General features: G+C 62.5%; 17 protein-coding genes. 2 read left to right on the top strand and 15 right to left on the bottom strand.

Features of this window, described 5'->3' with window-relative positions; translation table 11 throughout:
• Nucleotides 1–241 precede the first annotated feature (241 nt).
• The 8 genes from NKI72_RS04315 to NKI72_RS04280 all read right to left on the bottom strand — a co-directional run bounded on the left by NKI72_RS04315 (nt 242) and on the right by NKI72_RS04280 (nt 8,325).
• The gene (locus NKI72_RS04315; protein ID WP_352836791.1) at nt 242–781 is read right to left on the bottom strand and encodes an NADH-quinone oxidoreductase subunit B family protein; all 540 of its coding nucleotides are present in this window, start codon (nt 779–781) and stop codon (nt 242–244) included.
• 12 nt (nt 782–793) lie between these two features.
• Nucleotides 794–2,311, bottom strand: coding sequence for a hydrogenase large subunit (locus tag NKI72_RS04310; protein ID WP_352682058.1), 1,518 nt, complete (start codon nt 2,309–2,311; stop codon nt 794–796).
• 18 nt (nt 2,312–2,329) lie between these two features.
• The gene (locus tag NKI72_RS04305; RefSeq protein ID WP_352849948.1) at nt 2,330–3,781 is read right to left on the bottom strand and encodes a hydrogenase 4 subunit F; all 1,452 of its coding nucleotides are present in this window, start codon (nt 3,779–3,781) and stop codon (nt 2,330–2,332) included.
• Nucleotides 3,778–4,440 (bottom strand): hydrogenase-4 component E, encoded by a 663-nt coding sequence (locus NKI72_RS04300; RefSeq protein WP_023675519.1) that lies wholly within the window; start codon nt 4,438–4,440, stop codon nt 3,778–3,780. Before NKI72_RS04300 ends, NKI72_RS04305 begins: the two co-directional genes overlap by 4 nt.
• On the bottom strand, nt 4,440–5,396 hold the full coding sequence (locus tag NKI72_RS04295; RefSeq protein ID WP_023675520.1) for a respiratory chain complex I subunit 1 family protein: 957 nt from the start codon (nt 5,394–5,396) through the stop codon (nt 4,440–4,442). The genes NKI72_RS04300 and NKI72_RS04295 overlap by 1 nt, the downstream gene beginning before the upstream one ends.
• Nucleotides 5,387–7,408, bottom strand: coding sequence for a hydrogenase 4 subunit B (gene hyfB, locus NKI72_RS04290; RefSeq protein WP_502898642.1), 2,022 nt, complete (start codon nt 7,406–7,408; stop codon nt 5,387–5,389). Before hyfB ends, NKI72_RS04295 begins: the two co-directional genes overlap by 10 nt.
• Nucleotides 7,405–7,719 carry a helix-turn-helix domain-containing protein gene (locus tag NKI72_RS04285; protein ID WP_023675522.1) on the bottom strand — a complete coding sequence of 105 codons (315 nt, stop codon included), beginning with the start codon at nt 7,717–7,719 and terminating at the stop codon, nt 7,405–7,407. The genes hyfB and NKI72_RS04285 overlap by 4 nt, the downstream gene beginning before the upstream one ends.
• A gap of 456 nt (nt 7,720–8,175) precedes the next feature.
• Nucleotides 8,176–8,325: a hypothetical protein gene (locus tag NKI72_RS04280; RefSeq protein ID WP_352469632.1), complete on the bottom strand. Its 150-nt coding sequence runs from the start codon at nt 8,323–8,325 to the stop codon at nt 8,176–8,178.
• An 83-nt stretch (nt 8,326–8,408) separates the two neighbouring features.
• Between NKI72_RS04280 and NKI72_RS04275 the strand changes: the two genes are divergently transcribed.
• On the top strand, nt 8,409–9,212 hold the full coding sequence (locus NKI72_RS04275) for an ABC transporter permease (RefSeq protein ID WP_352612811.1): 804 nt from the start codon (nt 8,409–8,411) through the stop codon (nt 9,210–9,212).
• A gap of 369 nt (nt 9,213–9,581) precedes the next feature.
• Here the strand turns inward: NKI72_RS04275 and hpaH are convergent, their stop codons facing one another.
• Genes hpaH through NKI72_RS04250 form a run of 5 tightly spaced genes read right to left on the bottom strand, consistent with a single transcriptional unit; the run spans nt 9,582 to nt 14,197 of the window.
• Complete coding sequence (hpaH, locus tag NKI72_RS04270; RefSeq protein WP_352849947.1) at nt 9,582–10,385, bottom strand: 2-oxo-hept-4-ene-1,7-dioate hydratase; 804 nt, start codon at nt 10,383–10,385, stop codon at nt 9,582–9,584.
• Nucleotides 10,382–11,257: a fumarylacetoacetate hydrolase family protein gene (locus tag NKI72_RS04265; protein ID WP_352836785.1), complete on the bottom strand. Its 876-nt coding sequence runs from the start codon at nt 11,255–11,257 to the stop codon at nt 10,382–10,384. The genes hpaH and NKI72_RS04265 overlap by 4 nt, the downstream gene beginning before the upstream one ends.
• A gap of 25 nt (nt 11,258–11,282) precedes the next feature.
• A complete protein-coding gene (gene hpaD, locus NKI72_RS04260) occupies nt 11,283–12,263 on the bottom strand; it encodes a 3,4-dihydroxyphenylacetate 2,3-dioxygenase (protein WP_352469637.1) in 981 nt (326 codons plus the stop codon).
• Nucleotides 12,264–12,278: 15 nt separating this feature from the next.
• Complete coding sequence (gene hpaE / locus NKI72_RS04255) at nt 12,279–13,796, bottom strand: 5-carboxymethyl-2-hydroxymuconate semialdehyde dehydrogenase (RefSeq protein ID WP_352836783.1); 1,518 nt, start codon at nt 13,794–13,796, stop codon at nt 12,279–12,281.
• A gap of 14 nt (nt 13,797–13,810) precedes the next feature.
• Nucleotides 13,811–14,197: a 5-carboxymethyl-2-hydroxymuconate Delta-isomerase gene (locus NKI72_RS04250; protein ID WP_352503132.1), complete on the bottom strand. Its 387-nt coding sequence runs from the start codon at nt 14,195–14,197 to the stop codon at nt 13,811–13,813.
• 224 nt (nt 14,198–14,421) lie between these two features.
• Here NKI72_RS04250 and hpaR point away from each other — a divergent pair, with 224 nt between their 5' ends.
• Entirely contained in the window at nt 14,422–14,832 is a 411-nt protein-coding gene (hpaR, locus tag NKI72_RS04245; RefSeq protein WP_352685406.1) for a homoprotocatechuate degradation operon regulator HpaR, read from the top strand.
• Nucleotides 14,833–14,838: 6 nt separating this feature from the next.
• Here hpaR and NKI72_RS04240 read toward each other — a convergent pair whose 3' ends face one another.
• Both NKI72_RS04240 and NKI72_RS04235 read right to left on the bottom strand, forming a co-directional pair.
• Nucleotides 14,839–15,348, bottom strand: coding sequence for a flavin reductase (locus NKI72_RS04240; protein ID WP_352836781.1), 510 nt, complete (start codon nt 15,346–15,348; stop codon nt 14,839–14,841).
• A gap of 10 nt (nt 15,349–15,358) precedes the next feature.
• Nucleotides 15,359–16,903, bottom strand: coding sequence for a 4-hydroxyphenylacetate 3-hydroxylase N-terminal domain-containing protein (locus tag NKI72_RS04235; protein WP_352814583.1), 1,545 nt, complete (start codon nt 16,901–16,903; stop codon nt 15,359–15,361).
• Between the last annotated feature and the right edge of the window lie 77 nt (nt 16,904–16,980).

Raw genomic sequence — 16,980 nt, 5'->3', positions numbered from 1 at the left:
CGACTGCACAAGATTGTAACTACATTAGCTGCAGCGCAAGTAACCATTTCGGACTAGGGAACGGGTTCCCTTCAATCGAAAGCGTTGGGCTGCCGGCGAAAAAGCAGGCGTTTTAGCCGTTCTCGCCGCCGAGCGCCTTCCAATTTTGGGACAGAGGTTGGCTGATGCCCCTAAACTCACGGCTACGCATTGGTTGGATCTATGCAGCGACAAGGCCAACCTTGGCAAAGCCTCTACATGGTCACCTTCGGGCAGCACCAGTCTTGGAATTCACGCCCTCAAGCAAGGCGAGCAGGCCTTTCAGAATTTCGATTGGCGGCGGCGGACAACCTGGAATGTGCAGATCGACAGGCAAGGCCTCGGACACTCCGCACACCACCGCATAGCTGCTGGAGAAACAGCCGCCATTGCCTGCGCAATCTCCCAGTGCGACCACCCATTTTGGGTTGGGGGTTGCGTCGTAGGTCAGCTTCAATGCCTCGCGCATGTTTTTTGTGACCGGCCCGGTGACGAGCAGTACATCGGCATGGCGCGGTGATGCGACGAACCGGATCCCAAAACGCTCGATGTCATAGAAGGCGTTGTTCAGCGCGTGCATCTCAAGTTCGCAGCCGTTGCAGGAACCGGCATCGACCGCCCGGATCGACAGGCTTCGCCCCAATCGTTTGTGAGCAGCCCCATCGAGCGCGCGTGCGAGTTCGTCGACTGCCGCGCTGCTTGCCAACGGCGGACGCTCGGTGAGAGGGGGGCGTATCAGGCTTTCAAAAAGAAGCTTGCGCATGACAGCGTGCCTTCAGAGATCATGGCCCGAATAAGAGCAGTTGAACGATTTGTTGCACAGCGGAAAGTCGGCAACGATGTTTCCTTCGATCGCCGCTTCAAGGAGCGGCCACTGAAACCATGACGGATCACGGAGGTGACAGCGCTCGACCAAGCCGCCCTTGCCAATGCGCAGCCAGGCCAGAATGTCGCCGCGAAAACCTTCGACGAGCGCCATGCCTTCATGCGATCGGTTTGTCTGCGCGAAATCGACGCGGATCGGTCCGTCTGGCAGTTGTCGCAGGACTTGTTCGATCAGGGACAGGCTCTGTTCGACCTCGTGGATACGAATCCATACACGGGCGTTCACATCGCCTTCCTGGAGGAGAGGTACATCGAAGGCGAGTTCGCCATAGGGTGGATAAGCGAGATTGCGTCGGGCATCGAAGTCCCGACCGGAGGCCCGGCCAACGTAGCCTCCGGCGCGATATTGACGAGCGAGTTCCACCTTCAGCCGGCCAGTTGCGACAGTCCGATCCTGCAGCGACGCCGTGTTGTCGTAGAGCTCGACCAGCGCGGGAAACCGCTGCCTGATCTCTGCGATCAGGGACCTGAGCGCTGTCGTGCCCTCATCGCTCAGGAAGCTTGCCACGCCTCCGGGCACGATGCAGTCGCGCATCAAACGGTGACCGAAGGCAGCATCGCTTGCCCGCAATACGCGCTCACGCAGCACCCCACAGTGGGCATGCATGAGCGCGAAGGCGGCATCATTGCAGATTGCGCCGATGTCGCCCAGATGATTGGCCAGGCGCTCCAACTCGGCCATGAGCGCTCGCAGCCAGACCGCGCGTGGGGGAACCTGGACACCCAGCGCCGCCTCGACCGCGCGGGCAAAAGCGAGGGAGTATGCCACGGTACTGTCGCCAGAGGTTCTGCCCGCCAATTTGGCTGCACGGTCGATGTCGGACCCCGCCATCAGGCCTTCTATACCCTTGTGCGCGTATCCGAGGCGCTGCTCCAGCCGGACGACCGTTTCACCGCTCGCCGTGAACCGGAAATGGCCCGGCTCGATGATGCCGGCATGCACGGGCCCGACTGGGATCTGATGCAGGCTCTCCCCCTCGGCAGGCAGGAAACTGTACGGGAAGGCAGTCGCAGCAGACGTCCGGACGCGGGTACTCAACGGATAGCTGACACCCCAGTGGCCATGATCAAGCCACCGTCTCATATCAGGCGCGCCTTGTGGCAGGAGCCCGAACAGGTCAGCAGCCGCACGTTCGAGCCGCAATGCGGGCGGATGCAGCCGGCCGACCGATGGGTAGCGGCCACTGGGGCATTCCAGGCTGACGACGCCGATGTCCCCGGCGCTTTCATCGAGAAGTGCCATGTGGACGGCGCCTGGCTCACCCCATAGGCCGAGCAAGCTCCAGTGGCCCTCGGCCAGTTGCTCGACGGCAAAGCCCCATTTTTTCGGAGTCACCACGGCGCGCGACCACGGGAAATGATTTTCGACACGTTGGCCAGCAAGGATGAGGTCGATCAGCGCGGGCATGCTCTTTCTCTCCTCTGCTCACCCCAGGATACTTGCGACGTGCTGGAACCATGTGACCAGCGGTGGCGGCAGATAGATGCCGGCGGCAAACACCAACGCCAAGTGGGAATACATCGGAATGTAGGACGCCTCGGCGGGTGCAGTGCTGCCGCGCGGTTCGCCGAAAGCGACGCCGGTCAGTCGAAGCAGCAGGGCGCCGAAACCGAGCAGAATCCCGAAAACCAAGGGCATCGCCAAAAGAGGGTGTCTTGCAAATGTCGAACTCACGACCAGGAATTCGCTCATGAAGATACCGAGCGGAGGGAGGCCGGCAATGGCAACGACGCCGATGACGAGCGCCCAGCCAAGGGCAGGATGTGTTTCCGTCAGTCCCCGGATTTCGGCGATGTTCTGTGTCCCCTTGACCTGGGCAATGTGGCCGACCGTGAAAAAGATCGCCGACTTGGTCAGGCTGTGCATGACCATGTGCAGCAGCCCGGCAAAATTGGCGAGCGGGCCTCCTATGCCGAAGGCGAACACGATGATGCCCATGTGCTCGATCGAGGAGTACGCGAACAGGCGTTTGATGTCGCGGCGGCGGTAGAGCATGAAGGCCGCGAAGACAAGCGACGTCAGTCCCATCGTGATCATCAATGGCCCAGGTGCGATCGCTTCCGGGCTTGCCGCGAGCAATAGCTTGAAGCGCAGCACGGCATAGAGTGCGACGTTTAACAGCAAGCCCGACAGCACTGCGGAAATCGGCGTTGGACCCTCAGCATGCGCGTCTGGCAGCCAGGCATGTAAGGGCGCAAGGCCGACCTTCGTCCCGTAGCCGAGCAGCAGAAAGATGAAGGCGACATTGAGCAGAGCCGGATCGAAGCGCGCGGCGTGAGCGATGAGCACCGTCCAGACCATCGCATTCGTCCCCTCGCCAACAACCGGCTGTGCAGCCATGTAGACGAGGATGGTGCCGAACAGTGCGAGCGCGATGCCGACGCTGCCCAGAATGAAATATTTCCAGGCTGCCTCCAGCGCTTCGTGCGTGCGGTAGATGCCGACCATGAGCACGGTGGTCAGCGTGGCAAGCTCCACCGCCACCCACATCAAGCCAATATTGTTGGACACGAACGCCAGGTTCATGCCGAACATCATGACCTGGTACATTGCGTGATAAAACCGCAAGTTCGGGACTGTCAGCCGCCCGGTCTCCAGTTCGTGGGCAATGTAGGAAGCGCTGAAGACGCTGGTGGTGAAGCCGACGAATGTGTTGAGCACGATGAAGACGATATTGAGATCGTCGACGAGCAGATACTGCCCAGGCTGCGGGCGGTCGGTGACAAGAAGCGACAGTGCGGCGAGCAAGGTCAGCAAGCTCGCAGCGACATTGACGCCCGCCGATATCCGGTATTTCGGCAGCGCCGCCAGAAGTGCGGCCGCGAAGACCGGTATCAGCAAAATGGCGGCCACCGCATCGAGGGAAAACGCGGTCAACGGTGTTCTCCCCTGTAGTCGTCGAGCGCGCCGACATCCACCGAGTCGAACCTCTCGCGGATGCGGAACAGGAAGACTCCGATGACGATGAAGGCGATAAGGATCGAGAAGGCGACACTGATCTCGACGACCAGAGGCATGCCCTTGGCCCCCGTGGCGGCGAGGACCAGACCGTTCTCGAGCGACATGAATCCGACAACTTGGCTGACGGCGTTGCGGCGGGTGACCATCACCAGCAGCCCCAGCAAAATGATGGACAGCGCGAAAGCCAGGTCCTCGCGGGCGAGGGGATCAGCCTCGGGAGTGACGCGCAGCATCAGGACCATGGACAGGGTCACCAGGCCTATCCCCGCAAGCATCGTCGTACCGATGCCGACGGCGGTCTCGACGTCACGATGGATGCCGAGCCGCTGAATGATGCGATGAAGCCCGACAGGAATGACGATCGCCTTGAAGACGAGGGCGATTGCCGCCGTGACGTAGAGATGATGCGCGTCCTGAATGTATGCCTGCCAAGCTACGGACAGGGCCAGCACGATTGCATGAAGCGCAAAAACGTTGATCAGAGCAAAGAGGCGATCCTGATACAGCATCATGAAACTGACCAGCACCAGGCCGCCGGCGAGCAGGTGAGCGATGTCGAAGGTGAGGCCGTTCATCAGAGGCTCCGTGAGACGAACAGCAGGAGCGTGCCGAGCAGGGCCAGCATCAGCGCTGCCCCGAGGAAATCCGGGACGCGGAAGACGCGCATCTTGGCGATGGCAGTCTCAAACACGGCGAGGAGAACGCCACAGACGGCAAGCTTGCCGACATAGGCGACGACACCCGGAGCAAGGGATTCCAGTCCTGCACCGGCGCTCGCCAGTCCCCAAGGTAGGAAGACGCAGGAAATCAGCGACACATAGAGCAGAAGCTTGAGGAAGGCGGCAAACTCGATCATCGCCAGATGGCGACCGGAATATTCCAGCACCATCGCCTCATGAACCATGGTGAGTTCCAGATGGGTCGATGGGTTGTCCACGGGTATGCGGGCGTTTTCGGCGATCGCCACCATCACGAGGGCGATGAGCGACATCCCGAGCGACACCCGCAAGCCAACCTCCGGTGACCCCATGAAGGCGGCGACCGTTGAGAGTTGCGTAGCACCCGCGACGAGCGCCAGGCTGAACACGATGAGCAGCATGGCGGGTTCGGCCAGCGAAGCGATCATCACCTCGCGGCTCGAGCCGATGCCGCCGAAGCTCGTGCCGACGTCCATGCCTGCCAGCGCCAGGAAGAACCGGGCGCTTCCCAGCAGTGCGACAATGGCTATGAGATCGGCGGTCCAACTGAATGTGAGGCCGGCGGCGAATGTCGGGATGAGCGCCGCGCCGACCCAGGTGGTGGCAAAGATCAGATAGGGCGTCACGCGAAACAGCCAGGATGCGTTGTCCGCCAGAACGACTTCCTTGCGCATCAGCCGCAAGAGATCGCGGTAAGGTTGGATCAGGGAAGGACCCTGGCGGCGCAAGAGCCGTGCCTTCACCTTGCGCACGAATCCGGTCAGGAGCGGCGCCAGCAAAAGCACCAGCGCCATCTGCGCGCCTTGAACGGCCAACTCGAGAATCACGGCCATAGTGCGAGCACCAGGAGCAGGACAATGAGAAAGAGAAAGACGAGGGTCAGGTAGCGCCTGATCGTCAGGAACTGCAGATGGTTGAGGTGGTCGGTCGCAAAGTCGAGGGCCCGGCCGATAGGCAGGTACAGCGTCTCCCAGATCACATCATGCATTTCGACATTCAGACGAGCCGGACCGGTCTCGCCAGGTGCCGGCATTTCGACGGTTTCCCTTGCACGGAATACGAACGTGCCGAAGACGCGGCGGATAGGCTGCGCGAAGCTGACGGCCGTGTACTGCGAGCTCGGGACCACATCCGGGAAGCCACAACCCCAGGCGGGACCCCGACGGAGTGCATGTGATGCAAAGCGATGGATCACATATGCCGCAGCGGATGCGGAAAAGGCGATGAACAGGAACACCAACAGGCCGTTGTAGGAACTGCGGCTCGCTGCAATCGGCACGATAGACAGCCAGGGCTGGGCCACCTGCACAGGCATCCGACTGCCGATCAGTGGCAGTGTCACCGATGAGAGGCCGTCTATCACAAGACCGGGCAGAATGCCGGCCAGGAGACAAAGGGCAGCGAGAATGAACATTGCCGCCAGCGAGTAGCGGTCGACCTCATGCGCCAGTTCCACCGCGGCCGAGCGTGGCCGGCCGAGGAATGCAATCCCGAACGCCTTTACAAAGCAGGCCGCGGCCAGTGCCGCTGACAGCGCCAGCAGACCGCCAACGGCGGGCACCATGACCTTCAGTCCCCATTGTGGCAGATCGGGGCTCTGCAATATGGCCTGAAAGGCCAGCCATTCGGAGACGAAGCCGTTGAAGGGTGGAAGTGCCGAGATCGCGACGCAACCGACGAGAAAGGCAAAACTTGTAAAGGGCATGCGGTGGATGAGACCGCCCAGCTTCTCCATATCCCGCTCTCCGGTTGCCGTCAGCACGGCGCCCGCGCCGAAAAACAGCAGGCTCTTGAAAAAGGAATGGTTGAGGACGTGGAACAGCGCGGCGGTGAGCGCCAGCGCTGCAGCCGATGGCATGGCGTTCGCCTTGAAAGCGAGCGCGAGACCAAGGCTTACGAAGATGACGCCGATGTTTTCAATGGTGCTATAGGCAAGCAGTCGCTTCAGGTCCTTTTCCATCAGCGCGTAGAGGATGCCGAGAACCGCCGTCAGCCCGCCAAGGAAAAGCACGGCAACGCCCGACCACCATGCCGGCTCACCGAGCAGATCGAAAATAACGCGTATGAAGCCATAGACTGCGACCTTGGTCATCACGCCGCTCATGAGAGCCGAGACGTGGCTTGGCGCGGCCGGATGGGCGAGTGGCAGCCAGACGTGCAGCGGGACGAGTCCGGCCTTGGAGCCGGCGCCCAGCAGCATGAGAACCAGGACGAAAGCAGCGGCGAACGGGGTGGGATCGGCGGCTCGCATCGCGTCGAATGTGTAGGTTCCATCGGATCCGGCGAGCAGGCCGAACGCAAGCAGCAGCGCGAGTGTGCCGAAGCTCGCCATCACGAGATAGATGTAGCCCGCCCGCGCATTGTCCTGCTTGCGATGGTGCGCCATGACGAGCGCCCAGGAGGCGAGCGACATGAATTCCCAGGAAAGCAGGAAAGTGAAGGCGTCGTCGGCCACCACGACAAGGTTCATTCCGGCTAGGAAAGCCGGGAAGAACGGCAGCACCCGATGCGGCGCAGACTCATGCCTGCCGTAGCCGAGGCCATAAAGACTGGCCATGGAGCCGCCGAAGTTGACGACGATGAGGAAGAAAGTCGACAGCGCATCCAAACGGAAATGAGCGCCAATCCATGGCAATCCAAGAGGCAACGCCACAGTCGACGGGGTGACGGGATTGTCGGCGATGCGGCTCGCGAGAACCATGAGCACGGCCGCCGATATACCTAGCGTCAAGCCGTAGATCAGGCGTGTTCCCAAGTCGGATCTGCGGCTTTCCGCAATCGCAAGCACCGCAGTCCCCAGGAGCGCAGCGACGCCCCACAGGAGGACCGCGGCCCCCGAAATCACGCCACGCTCCTCACGGGGAGTTTGGCATCCGTATCGACTCCGCCAAGGATTTTGGCGGGGTCAAAATCCGCTTTCAGTCGCACGCCGCGCCCGCCGATTTGGCTGGAGGCGCCTTCAGCGATCAATTCCACGCCGGCGAGGTCAAGTGCCCCGATCAGCTTCATGAGAGAATCGACGTTACCCCGAATAATCGACTCGCTGGCTTCCATGCGTTGAATTGTCGGCACGGAAAGACCGGACAATTCGGCAAGCCTGCGCTGGTCGATGCCAAGGAGCGCCCTCGCGGCACGCAACTGTGGAGCAGTTATCACGGTCGCATCCCCCTTTTTGATCAGCTTTGAGATATTATCTCTACGTCTTGCAGCATATATTAAAATGCGGCGCATTCAATTAGTGATGCGTGACGCATCTGTATTGAGGCTGTAGAAAACCGGGCGATACGCCCTGCCTCGAACCAAAGCCATGCGGCCATTCCCGTCACGGCCAGTCTTGTCGCCAGCCATCTCGGATTTGCGCGTGATGGGGCTGGCAATGGGCCCTTAGCTCGGCCGGCCACTCGATTGGAGCCGCCGCGGGCGCGTCGGCTATCTCTTCGACCTCACTCTACGCTATGAGTGGGTATGGCTGAGTTCGCTTGCTCTTGTCGTTGGGCCGATCTCATCGTGTTCGTGCTTCAGGATCGGCCAAAACAGATAGCTGCCGAAATCCAGGAACAGCGCCTTCGCGAATGTGCTGCCAAATCTGGCATGCGGCAAAGCTCTGCAGCGCTACTGCCAAAGCCGCCTCATGCGAACGGAGACGTCCTCCAGGACTGGCATGGAGGCCAGCACGAGGAGAATGGCCGCCAGAAACAACGTCGCCGCGAAGCCGACATGCTTGAAACCCACAGCGCCGACGACGCCGCCGAGAAAGAACAATGCTGGTCGTCACGCTCTCGCTTTATGCCATCCAGAACGCGCTGCTCAGCCGCAGCGGCGCCGGTCTGCGCTAGGAGGCCCGGATGTCCTCCCCGCGATCAACCACCACCAGCCGGCTTGGCCGCTTCGGCCTCGGGCTGACGGCCATGATGGTGCTGGCTTTCCTCATGGCGCCGCTGATCATCATCGTGCTGTTCTCGTTCAAGAGCAGCGGCGATTTCACCTTTCCCATCACCGGCTGGTCGCTGAAATGGTACCGCGAGTTCTTCTCGATGCAGACCTGGATGGATGCCCTGCGCAACAGCCTGGTTCTGGCTGTCTCGACGACACTTTTGGCGACGCCGCTAGGCACCATGGCCGCGCTCGGCCTCGCGGCGCCTAATCTGCCAGGTCGGCGCACGATCTCCGCCTTGCTGCTGGTGCCGATGATCGCGCCGGTGGTCATCGTCGGCGTCGGCATGTATTTCGTCTTCTCGATGGCCGGCCTGACCGCGACCCTTCCCGGCCTCATCCTCGGCCATACCTCGCTCGCCGTTCCCTTCGTCGTGGTGACCGTCTCGGCCGTTCTCACCGGTCTCGACAGGCGGCTGCTCTGGGCGGCCGCCAGCATGGGGGCGCCACCCTTCCTCACCTTCCGCAAAGTCACGCTTCCGGTCATTCTGCCGGGCATCGCGTCGGGCGCGCTGTTTGCCTTCGCCACCTCGCTCGACGAAGTCGTGGTGACGATGTTCCTCGCCGGTCCCGGACAACGCACCTTGCCGCGCGAGATGTTCACCATCGCGCGCGACACGCTGACGCCGACCATCGCGGCTGCTGCCACAGTGCTGATCGCCGCCTCGATCGTTTTGCTGATTGCGTCCACAGCGCTCGGCCGCTCGAATCGATAGCGCCGGCCGTCCCGACAAGGAACCCCTCGGCTTCTGGCCACGGGTTTGTCGATCAAACGCATGTTGCCCAAAACTGCACAGCGGCTCGGGACAGCGGCTCGGATTGAAACAGGAGCGCAAAAGCGCGTCAGCGGATCGTGGTCTATCGCGTAATAAAGCCTTTCAGGAACGCGGCCAGCGATGGAAGTCGAGTTAATCCTGATCGTCCAGCAAAGCGATGGCATCGAACGGTTGTTCGCGCGGCACCCGGATTTCGGCGCCGATACTTTGAAGGCTGGCAAGGAGTGCCGACACCCTTTCGGGCTCTTCCGGGTTCTGTTTCAGCACGCCGCCGGCAAGTCGGGTCAGCGGGCTATGGAGGAATTGCCGCTAGCGGGCAAAGGTGATGCGGATCGCTCCATAGGGTCCGAAATCGGCAGCGATAGTGTCACTGTGGCGACACTCCACGGGCCGGATGAACGAGCCCGACAGCACGACCTGTCCGGCGGATATCTGCATGCCGTACTGATGCAGCCGGTTGGCCAGCCAGGCGATGCCCTTCGCCGGATGATCGAGCACCCCGGCGCCGAGCCCGGTCTCTTCGACCTCGCCATTGCGCGACAGGATGGCGCCGATCCAGCGCAGGTCGGCCTCGCGCGGTCCGGCACGACGGCCGCCGACGACGACGCCGGCATTGGCGGCATTGTCGGAGATGGTGTCGAAGAAGGTCCGTATCCTGCCGCTCTCCTTGTTGACGCGCTCGATACGGGTGTCGAGGATCTCCAGCGCCGGCGTGATGTAGTCGGTGGCGTCGAGCACGTCGTCGATCGACACGTCCGGACCGGCCAGCGACGCCTTCATGACGAAGGCGATCTCGGCCTCGATGCGCGGCTGGATGAAGCGGCCGGCTGGAACGGTGCCGCCGTCATCGAAGAACATGTCGTCGAACAGCACACCGGAATCCGGAATGTCGATGGCGAGCGCCGACTGCATCGCCTTGGAGGTCAGGCCGATCTTCCAGCCTTTGATCGTCAGGCCCGAGGCCACTTTTCGTTTCACCAGCGCCGCCTGGACGAGATAGGCGTCATCCATCGTCGCCCCGGGGAAATCGAGGCTGAGCAGCCTGATCTGGCGGCGGTCGCGCTCGGCCTCGAACAGCCTCGCGGCCGCGTCGACCTGTTCCGGCGTCATCATCGACCGGTCCCTTCGTCGACGACGCCGTTGCTGAGCAAGCCAATGCCGTCGGCCTCGACCTCGATCACATCGCCCGGCTTCAGCCAGATTGGCGGGTCGAACCGGGCGCCGGCGCCGGTCGGCGTGCCGGTGACGATGATGTCGCCCGGCGCCAGCGTGGTGAAGGTCGAGATGTAGTTGATGATCTTGCGGAAGGAAAAGATCATGCGGCCGGTGCGGTCCTGCTGGCGAACCTCGCCATTGACGCGCGTGGTCAGCGCGATGTCGGCGATCTGTGCCTCGTCGGTGAACGGCACCAGCCAGGGGCCGATAGAGCCGGTCAGGTCGAAGTTCTTGCCCTGGGTGACATTGAACTTGGCGTGGCGCACCCAGTCGCGGATGGTGCCCTCGTTGCAGAGCGAAAGTGCTGCGATATGGCCCAGCGCATCCGCCTCGGCGATCCTGCGGCCGCCCTTGCCGATGACGATGACGATCTCGCCCTCATAATCGAGCTGCGGCGATTCCGACGGCCGCACGAGGGGCCTGCCATGGCCGACGAAGGAGCGCGGGAAGCGGATGAACAGCGACGGGTTCGAGGGTGCGGCCTGTCCGTCCTTGTACTCCTCGTTGCGGTCCGGATAGTTGACGCCGACGCAGATGATCTTTTCGGGCGAGGGGACGGGTATCTCGTAGGCGATGGCGTCGAGCGGGAAATCGGCGGCGAAAGCGTCCGCCTCTTCCGTCAGCCGTCGCAGTGCGCCGGCCTCTATCACCTCGCGCAAACTCGGCCACTGTGCGTGTCGCGCCGACAGGTCGACGCCGCCCTTGTCGGTGATTGCGCCGTAGCGCGTTTTGCCGCCAACGGTGAAGGTGGCGAGACGTGCCGCGCTCATTTGTTTCCCCTGCAGTTAGCCGACGTCACGGCGCGACGATCGGCGAGGCCGCCAGATCGGACTTGCGCGGCTCGACGCCGGCAAAAGTGCTGCCTTCCTCGAACCAGCTCTTCGGCGCCGGTGCGCCCCACAGCGTCTGGCGCTGCGGGTCCTTGAGGTCCCATTTGATCGGCTCTAGGTCGGGATCTACCGTCTGGTAGTCCGAGCAATAGATCTCGATGCGGTGATTGTCGGGATCACGGATATAGAGGAAGAAGGCGTTGGAGATGCCGTGCCGGCCGGGGCCGCGCTCGATGTTCGGCAGCCAGCCGGTGGTGGCCATCAGGTCGAGCAGATCGATGATGTTGAGCGGTGTCGGCACCCAGAAGGCGACGTGGTGCAGGCGTGGGCCAATGCCGTTGGTGAAGGCGATGTCGTGGACACCGCCCTTGCGGTGCGTCCATGCCGCCCAAAGTCTTCCGGTCGCGGCATCCTCCGTGTACTCGGTCACGCGGAAGCCGAGCTCGTTGTAGAACGCCACCGATTCATCGACATTGGGCGAGAAGCAGTTGAAGTGGTCGATGCGCAGCGGCTTGACGCCTTTGTACAGCGCATACTTCTGATGGATCGGCGGCAGCCGCTCCATTCTGGAATAGAATTCGAGCGGAATGCCGTGCGGGTCGCGGGTGCGGAAGGTACGCGACTGGTAGGGCCGCTCGACCCATTTCACAGGCAGACCCCTGGCTTTGAAGAAGTGCTCGGCCTTGTCGAGATCGTCGTCGGAAAACAGCTTGAAGCCGAGGTCGCGGGCTTCCGGCGCGGCACCTTTCCTGAGCACGATGCAATGGTGGCCGCGCTCTTCCATGGCGCGCAGATAGATGGCGTCCTTGGTCTCGTCGGTCACCTGCAGGCCGAGCGTGTCGACATAGAACGCGCGCGACTTACCGAGGTCCGTAACAGCCAGCTCGACGTGGCTGAGCCGCACGATGTTGAATGCCGGGTAGAGATTGGGTGTGGGCAAGGGCATCGTTGGGGTCTCCGGTCAGCCGCCGAGCTTCTGGATGGAATGCGGCGCCGTGGCGAACGCGATGTTCTTGGTTTCCATGTAGAAATCGAACGACCAGTCGCCGCCGTCGCGGCCGATGCCTGAGTTCTTGGCGCCGCCGAACGGCGTCGGCAGGTGGCGCACATTCTCCGAATTGACCCAGATCATGCCGGCGTCGAGCGCGTCGGTGAAGCGGAAGGCGCGGGTGACGTCCGAGGTCCAGAGATAGCCGGTCAGGCCGTATTGCGTGTCGTTGGCCAGCGCCAGCGCCTCGGCCTCGTCCTTGAACGAGATGGCGGTCAGCACGGGTCCGAATATCTCTTCCTGGGCGATGCGCATCTTGTTGGTGGCGCCGACGAACAGCGTCGGGCTGACATAGCAGCCGCCGCCCGGACCGGCGAACTTGCCGCCGCCGGCGGTGACGACAGCGCCTTCCGACTTGCCGATCTCGATATAGGACAGCACCTTTTCCTCATGCACCGGATGGATCAGTGGGCCAACCACGGTTTCGGGGTCGAGCGGATGGCCTATCCTGATGCGCTTGGCCTTCTCCGCCACCAGCGCGGTGAACTTGTCGTAGATGCTTTCCTCGACCAGCAGGCGTGAGGACGAGGTGCAGCGCTCGCCGTTCAGCGAATAGATCATGAAGACGGCAGCGTCGGCCGCCCGCTCCAGATCGGCATCGGCAAAGACGATGACCGGGTTCTTGCCGCCGAGTTCGAAATGCACGCGCTTCAGCGTGTCGGCACCCTGCTTCATGATCATCGAGCCGGTGCGGCTTTCGCCGACGAAGCCGATCGCCTTGATGTCGGGGTGTTCGGTCAGCGCTCTGCCGGCGTCCTCGCCAAAGCCGTTGACGAGGTTCCACACGCCCTTCGGCAGGCCGGCCTCCTCGGCGATCTCGACCAAAAGCCGCGCGGTCAGCGGCGAGAACTCGGCTGGCTTGTGGACGATCGTACAGCCGGCGGCGAGCGCCGGCGCGATCTTCCAGGTCGACAGCATGAAAGGTGTGTTCCACGGCGTGATCACGCCGACCGGGCCGACCGGCACGCGCGTCGTCATGTTGACCTGGTTCGGTGCGCGGATCGTGTGGCCGTCGCGGGCCTCCGGCGCGCGGTCGGCGTAGAAGCGGAAGTTCTCCGCGCCGCGCAGCGCTGCTTTGGCCATGAACTTCAATGACTGGCCGGTGTCCATGCATTCGACGAAAGCGATTTCCTCGGCCCGCGCGACGATGGCGTCGGCTATTTTGTGCAACTGCTTCTTGCGGGCGTCGCCTGATATCGCCGCCCAGTCGCGGAAGGCAGCCTTCGCCGCCTTGGCGGCGCGGTCGATGTCGGCGGCCTTGCCGCGTGCCACCTTGGCGATCGGCTTCAGGTCGATTGGCGACAGCGTCTCGTATGTCGAGCCGTCGGCGGCCGGCACGGTTTCGCCGCCGATCTGGTTGAGCACGCCAGCGCTTCTGAAGCGCTCGAGATAGGCCTCGGCCTTTCTCAGATTGTCGTCCAATGCCGCCATGATATGGGTTCCTGTCACTTGCCGCGCAGGCGCGGGTGGATGGCATTCTTCTTCCAGCTTAGTTCGGCATCGATCTCGCGGATCTCCAGCGACAGCGCGAAATGCGGCGTCGTGAACAGAGATGCGAGATGATCCGAAACAGTAGTGAAGATCGCCTCGCCGGTGCGTTTCTTTTCCTCGGCGCTGCGGCCCTTGCCGATGCGGAAGTTCATGTCGATGAACCCGTTCTCCGGGAGGCGATCGGCGATCGCGTATGCCTCGGCGCGAAAAGCGCGTACCCTCACCGCGCCATGTTCGAACAGGCCGGTTTCGAGGATGGTGCGAGCGACCAGCGTGCAAAGCGCGCTGATGTCGACCTTGGCGTCGAGATTCGCCGAATATTCGATCGCCATATGTGGCAAGGTTTCCTCCACCTTGTAATTAACATGTGAATTACATCTTGACGGCGGAATGTCAAGTGTCGTTCTCTATGCAGATACAGCTCTCGATGGTGGGATTGCCGCCCCCGGCGAAATCGCGGATATAGCTGCGATCCGAGTCTCATTGTGTGGTGCGAGTCGTACCGGAATTGGAATTTTTTGGAGACCTGACCTTGCTACCGCCCAGCACCCGCCGCTCCCTGCCCATGGCTCTGCTTCGCGCCCGCGAAGTGATCATGGCGCATTTCCGGCCGATGCTTGCCCGCCACGACATCACTGAGCAGCAGTGGCGCGTGCTGCGTGTGCTTGCCGAAGCCGGGCCGCTCGAGGCAACCGAACTTGCCCATCGCGCCTCGATCCTTCCGCCCAGCCTGACCCGCATCATCAAGGCGATGGAGGAACGGCAGTTCATCACCCGCAACAAGGTCAAGGATGACGGTCGCCGGGCGCTGCTCGCAATCAGCCCGGCCGGGCTGGCGCTGATCGAGGATTTGTCGCCCGAGCGCATCGCCATCTACGATGCGATCGAGCAGCGCTACGGCGCCGAACAGCATGAGCACCTGCTCGACCTGCTCGAAAACCTGATCCAGTCGGAATCATCCGAAAACCAGACTTGACAGCCTCTACCCGCCAAAACTGCCGAGTGCACTCGGCTGCGTGTAGTTGCGGCCGACATAGAGCAGCGCCGCCTCGTCGCTGCCGTGGCGGATGTCGACGACGCGGCCGAACATCACATTGTGCGTGCCAACCTTGTTCACGTCGCCGATCTCGCAATCGAAGCTGACGATGGCGTCGAGCAGCGCCGGCATGCCGGACGGCATGGTCTGCCATCTTGCCGCATTGTAGCGCTCGCCCATGTCGCGGATCGTACCGGCGAACTTTGCCGCCAGATGGGTGTGTAACTGCGTCAGCACGTTGACGCAGAAACGCTGGTTGGCGAGGAACAGGCCGGTCTGCGCCGAGCGCTCGTTCATGCACACAAGCAGCGTCGGCGGATCGTCGGAAACGCTGCACATGGCGGTCGCAGTGAAGCCGCCGCGGCCGGCCGGACCATCAGTCGTGACGATGTTGACCGGCGCACAGACCCGCGCCATCGCCTCACGGAACTCCAGCCTTGCAACTTGTGGCTCCATGGCCGGGACCTCAGCTTGCGCCAGCCGGCAGCGGCGGCAGCCAGGTGTCGCCGGTCCAGCCCTTTTCGTCGTAGTCGGCCATGCAGGTGTCGACCAGTTCCTCCATCGCCCTCAGGCGCCCGCCGCGCTCAGCACCCTTCAGCACCTGCAGCCGCACCTCTTCCGGCGCACCGGCATAGTTGAGCTCATAGAGCGCGTGGCGGCCGCCGAACTCGGTGCCGGTCGCATCCCACAGCAGCTTCATGATCTTGATGCGTTCGACATGGCCCATGTCATTGGAGCCGCGCACGTACTGGGCAAGGTACTTGTCGATCTCCGGATTGTCGAAATCCTTTGCCGAGGACGGCAGGTAGATCAGCCCCGAAGCGATGACTCGGCGCACCGTATCGATAACGCGCGGATAGGCCTCCGACATGAAAGTGCGATAGGCGAGCGCCGCTTCGAGATTGGGCAGCACGGCGCCGTTCGCCCATGGGATCGGGTTGTGCGCCATGGCGTTGGAAAAGCTCCAGAACATGTGGCGCAGCGCAATTACTTCGCCGAGGGCCGCCTGGTTGCCGCGGAAGGCATCCCCGCCCGTCGCGCGCAGCGCCTTCGCCAGCAGGCCTGCGAGGAAGTCGAGCTTGACGGCGAAGCGCGTGCAGCCCTGAAAACAATAGCCGTGCATGAAGCCCGACGCCGGGTGGAAGGAGAGGATCTTCTGCGCATCGCGCAGCACCAGCACGTCCTCCCAGGGGATGAAGACATTGTCCAGCACCAGGATCGCATCGTTCTCGTCGAAACGAGACGACAGCGGATAGTCGAAGGGATGGCCGACCGTGTTGGCCGTCTGCTCGTAAGAGACGCGGCAGAACATCTTTATCCCCGGCGCGTTCATAGGCACGATGAACATCACCGACAATGACGGGTCCTCGGTGACCGTCGCCGAGCTCTGCGCCAGGAAATTGTAATGGGTGAGCGCTGACGACGTCGCCACCACCTTGGCGCCGGACACCCAGATGCCGGCGTCGTTCTCCTTCGTGATGTGCACGAACACGTCCTTCACCTGCTCGGCCGGCTTGTGGCGGTCGATCGGCGGGTTGACGATGGCATGGTTCATGAACAGGGCCGCTTCCTGGGCGCGTTTGTGCCAGGCGAGTGCATTGTCCCTGAACGGGCCGTACCACTCGGCATTGGCGCCGAGCGTGTTCATAAGTGCTGCCTTGTAATCGGGCGTGCGCCCCATCCAGCCGTAGGACATGCGCGACCAGTCGGCGATGGCGGTCTGCTGTGCGGCGAGATCCGCGGCGGAATGGGCGACGCGGAAATATTTGTGCGTGTAGCCGCCAGAACCGGTGTCGGTCGGCGAGGTCAGCACCGCCTGCCGCGCCGGATCGTGCAAGGCATCGTAGAGGCGGGCCAGCGAGCGCGCCGAGTTGCGCATCGCCGGATGGGTGGTGACGTCGGCAATCCGCTCGCCATTGATATAGACCTCGCGCCCGTCGCGCAGGCTCTGCAAATATTCGGCACCGGTAAACGGCCGTTTCGTGTCGGCCCGGAAATCTTCCGATCGCATCATGATCCTCCTTTAACGCGTCAACTGTAGCGATCGTCGTGACAAAGGTTTATGGACGAAAGTATAGAACCACTTGG

The organism is Mesorhizobium sp. M0437, from assembly GCF_040321335.1.
In the GTDB taxonomy this organism is placed as follows: domain Bacteria; phylum Pseudomonadota; class Alphaproteobacteria; order Rhizobiales; family Rhizobiaceae; genus Mesorhizobium.
The sequence above is the reverse complement of the archived record's forward strand: the minus strand, read 5'-3'. Positions and strand labels throughout refer to the sequence as shown.

Coding starts and splice junctions, on each gene's coding strand:
- NKI72_RS04315 (WP_352836791.1), bottom strand. CDS start 781: ATGCGCAAGCTTCTTTTTGAAAGCCTGATACGCCCCCCTCTCACCGAG.
- NKI72_RS04310 (WP_352682058.1), bottom strand. CDS start 2,311: ATGCCCGCGCTGATCGACCTCATCCTTGCTGGCCAACGTGTCGAAAAT.
- NKI72_RS04300 (WP_023675519.1), bottom strand. CDS start 4,440: ATGAACGGCCTCACCTTCGACATCGCTCACCTGCTCGCCGGCGGCCTG.
- NKI72_RS04295 (WP_023675520.1), bottom strand. CDS start 5,396: ATGGCCGTGATTCTCGAGTTGGCCGTTCAAGGCGCGCAGATGGCGCTG.
- NKI72_RS04275 (WP_352612811.1), top strand. CDS start 8,409: ATGTCCTCCCCGCGATCAACCACCACCAGCCGGCTTGGCCGCTTCGGC.
- hpaH (WP_352849947.1), bottom strand. CDS start 10,385: ATGATGACGCCGGAACAGGTCGACGCGGCCGCGAGGCTGTTCGAGGCC.
- NKI72_RS04265 (WP_352836785.1), bottom strand. CDS start 11,257: ATGAGCGCGGCACGTCTCGCCACCTTCACCGTTGGCGGCAAAACGCGC.
- hpaD (WP_352469637.1), bottom strand. CDS start 12,263: ATGCCCTTGCCCACACCCAATCTCTACCCGGCATTCAACATCGTGCGG.
- hpaE (WP_352836783.1), bottom strand. CDS start 13,796: ATGGCGGCATTGGACGACAATCTGAGAAAGGCCGAGGCCTATCTCGAG.
- hpaR (WP_352685406.1), top strand. CDS start 14,422: ATGGCTCTGCTTCGCGCCCGCGAAGTGATCATGGCGCATTTCCGGCCG.
- NKI72_RS04240 (WP_352836781.1), bottom strand. CDS start 15,348: ATGGAGCCACAAGTTGCAAGGCTGGAGTTCCGTGAGGCGATGGCGCGG.
- NKI72_RS04235 (WP_352814583.1), bottom strand. CDS start 16,903: ATGCGATCGGAAGATTTCCGGGCCGACACGAAACGGCCGTTTACCGGT.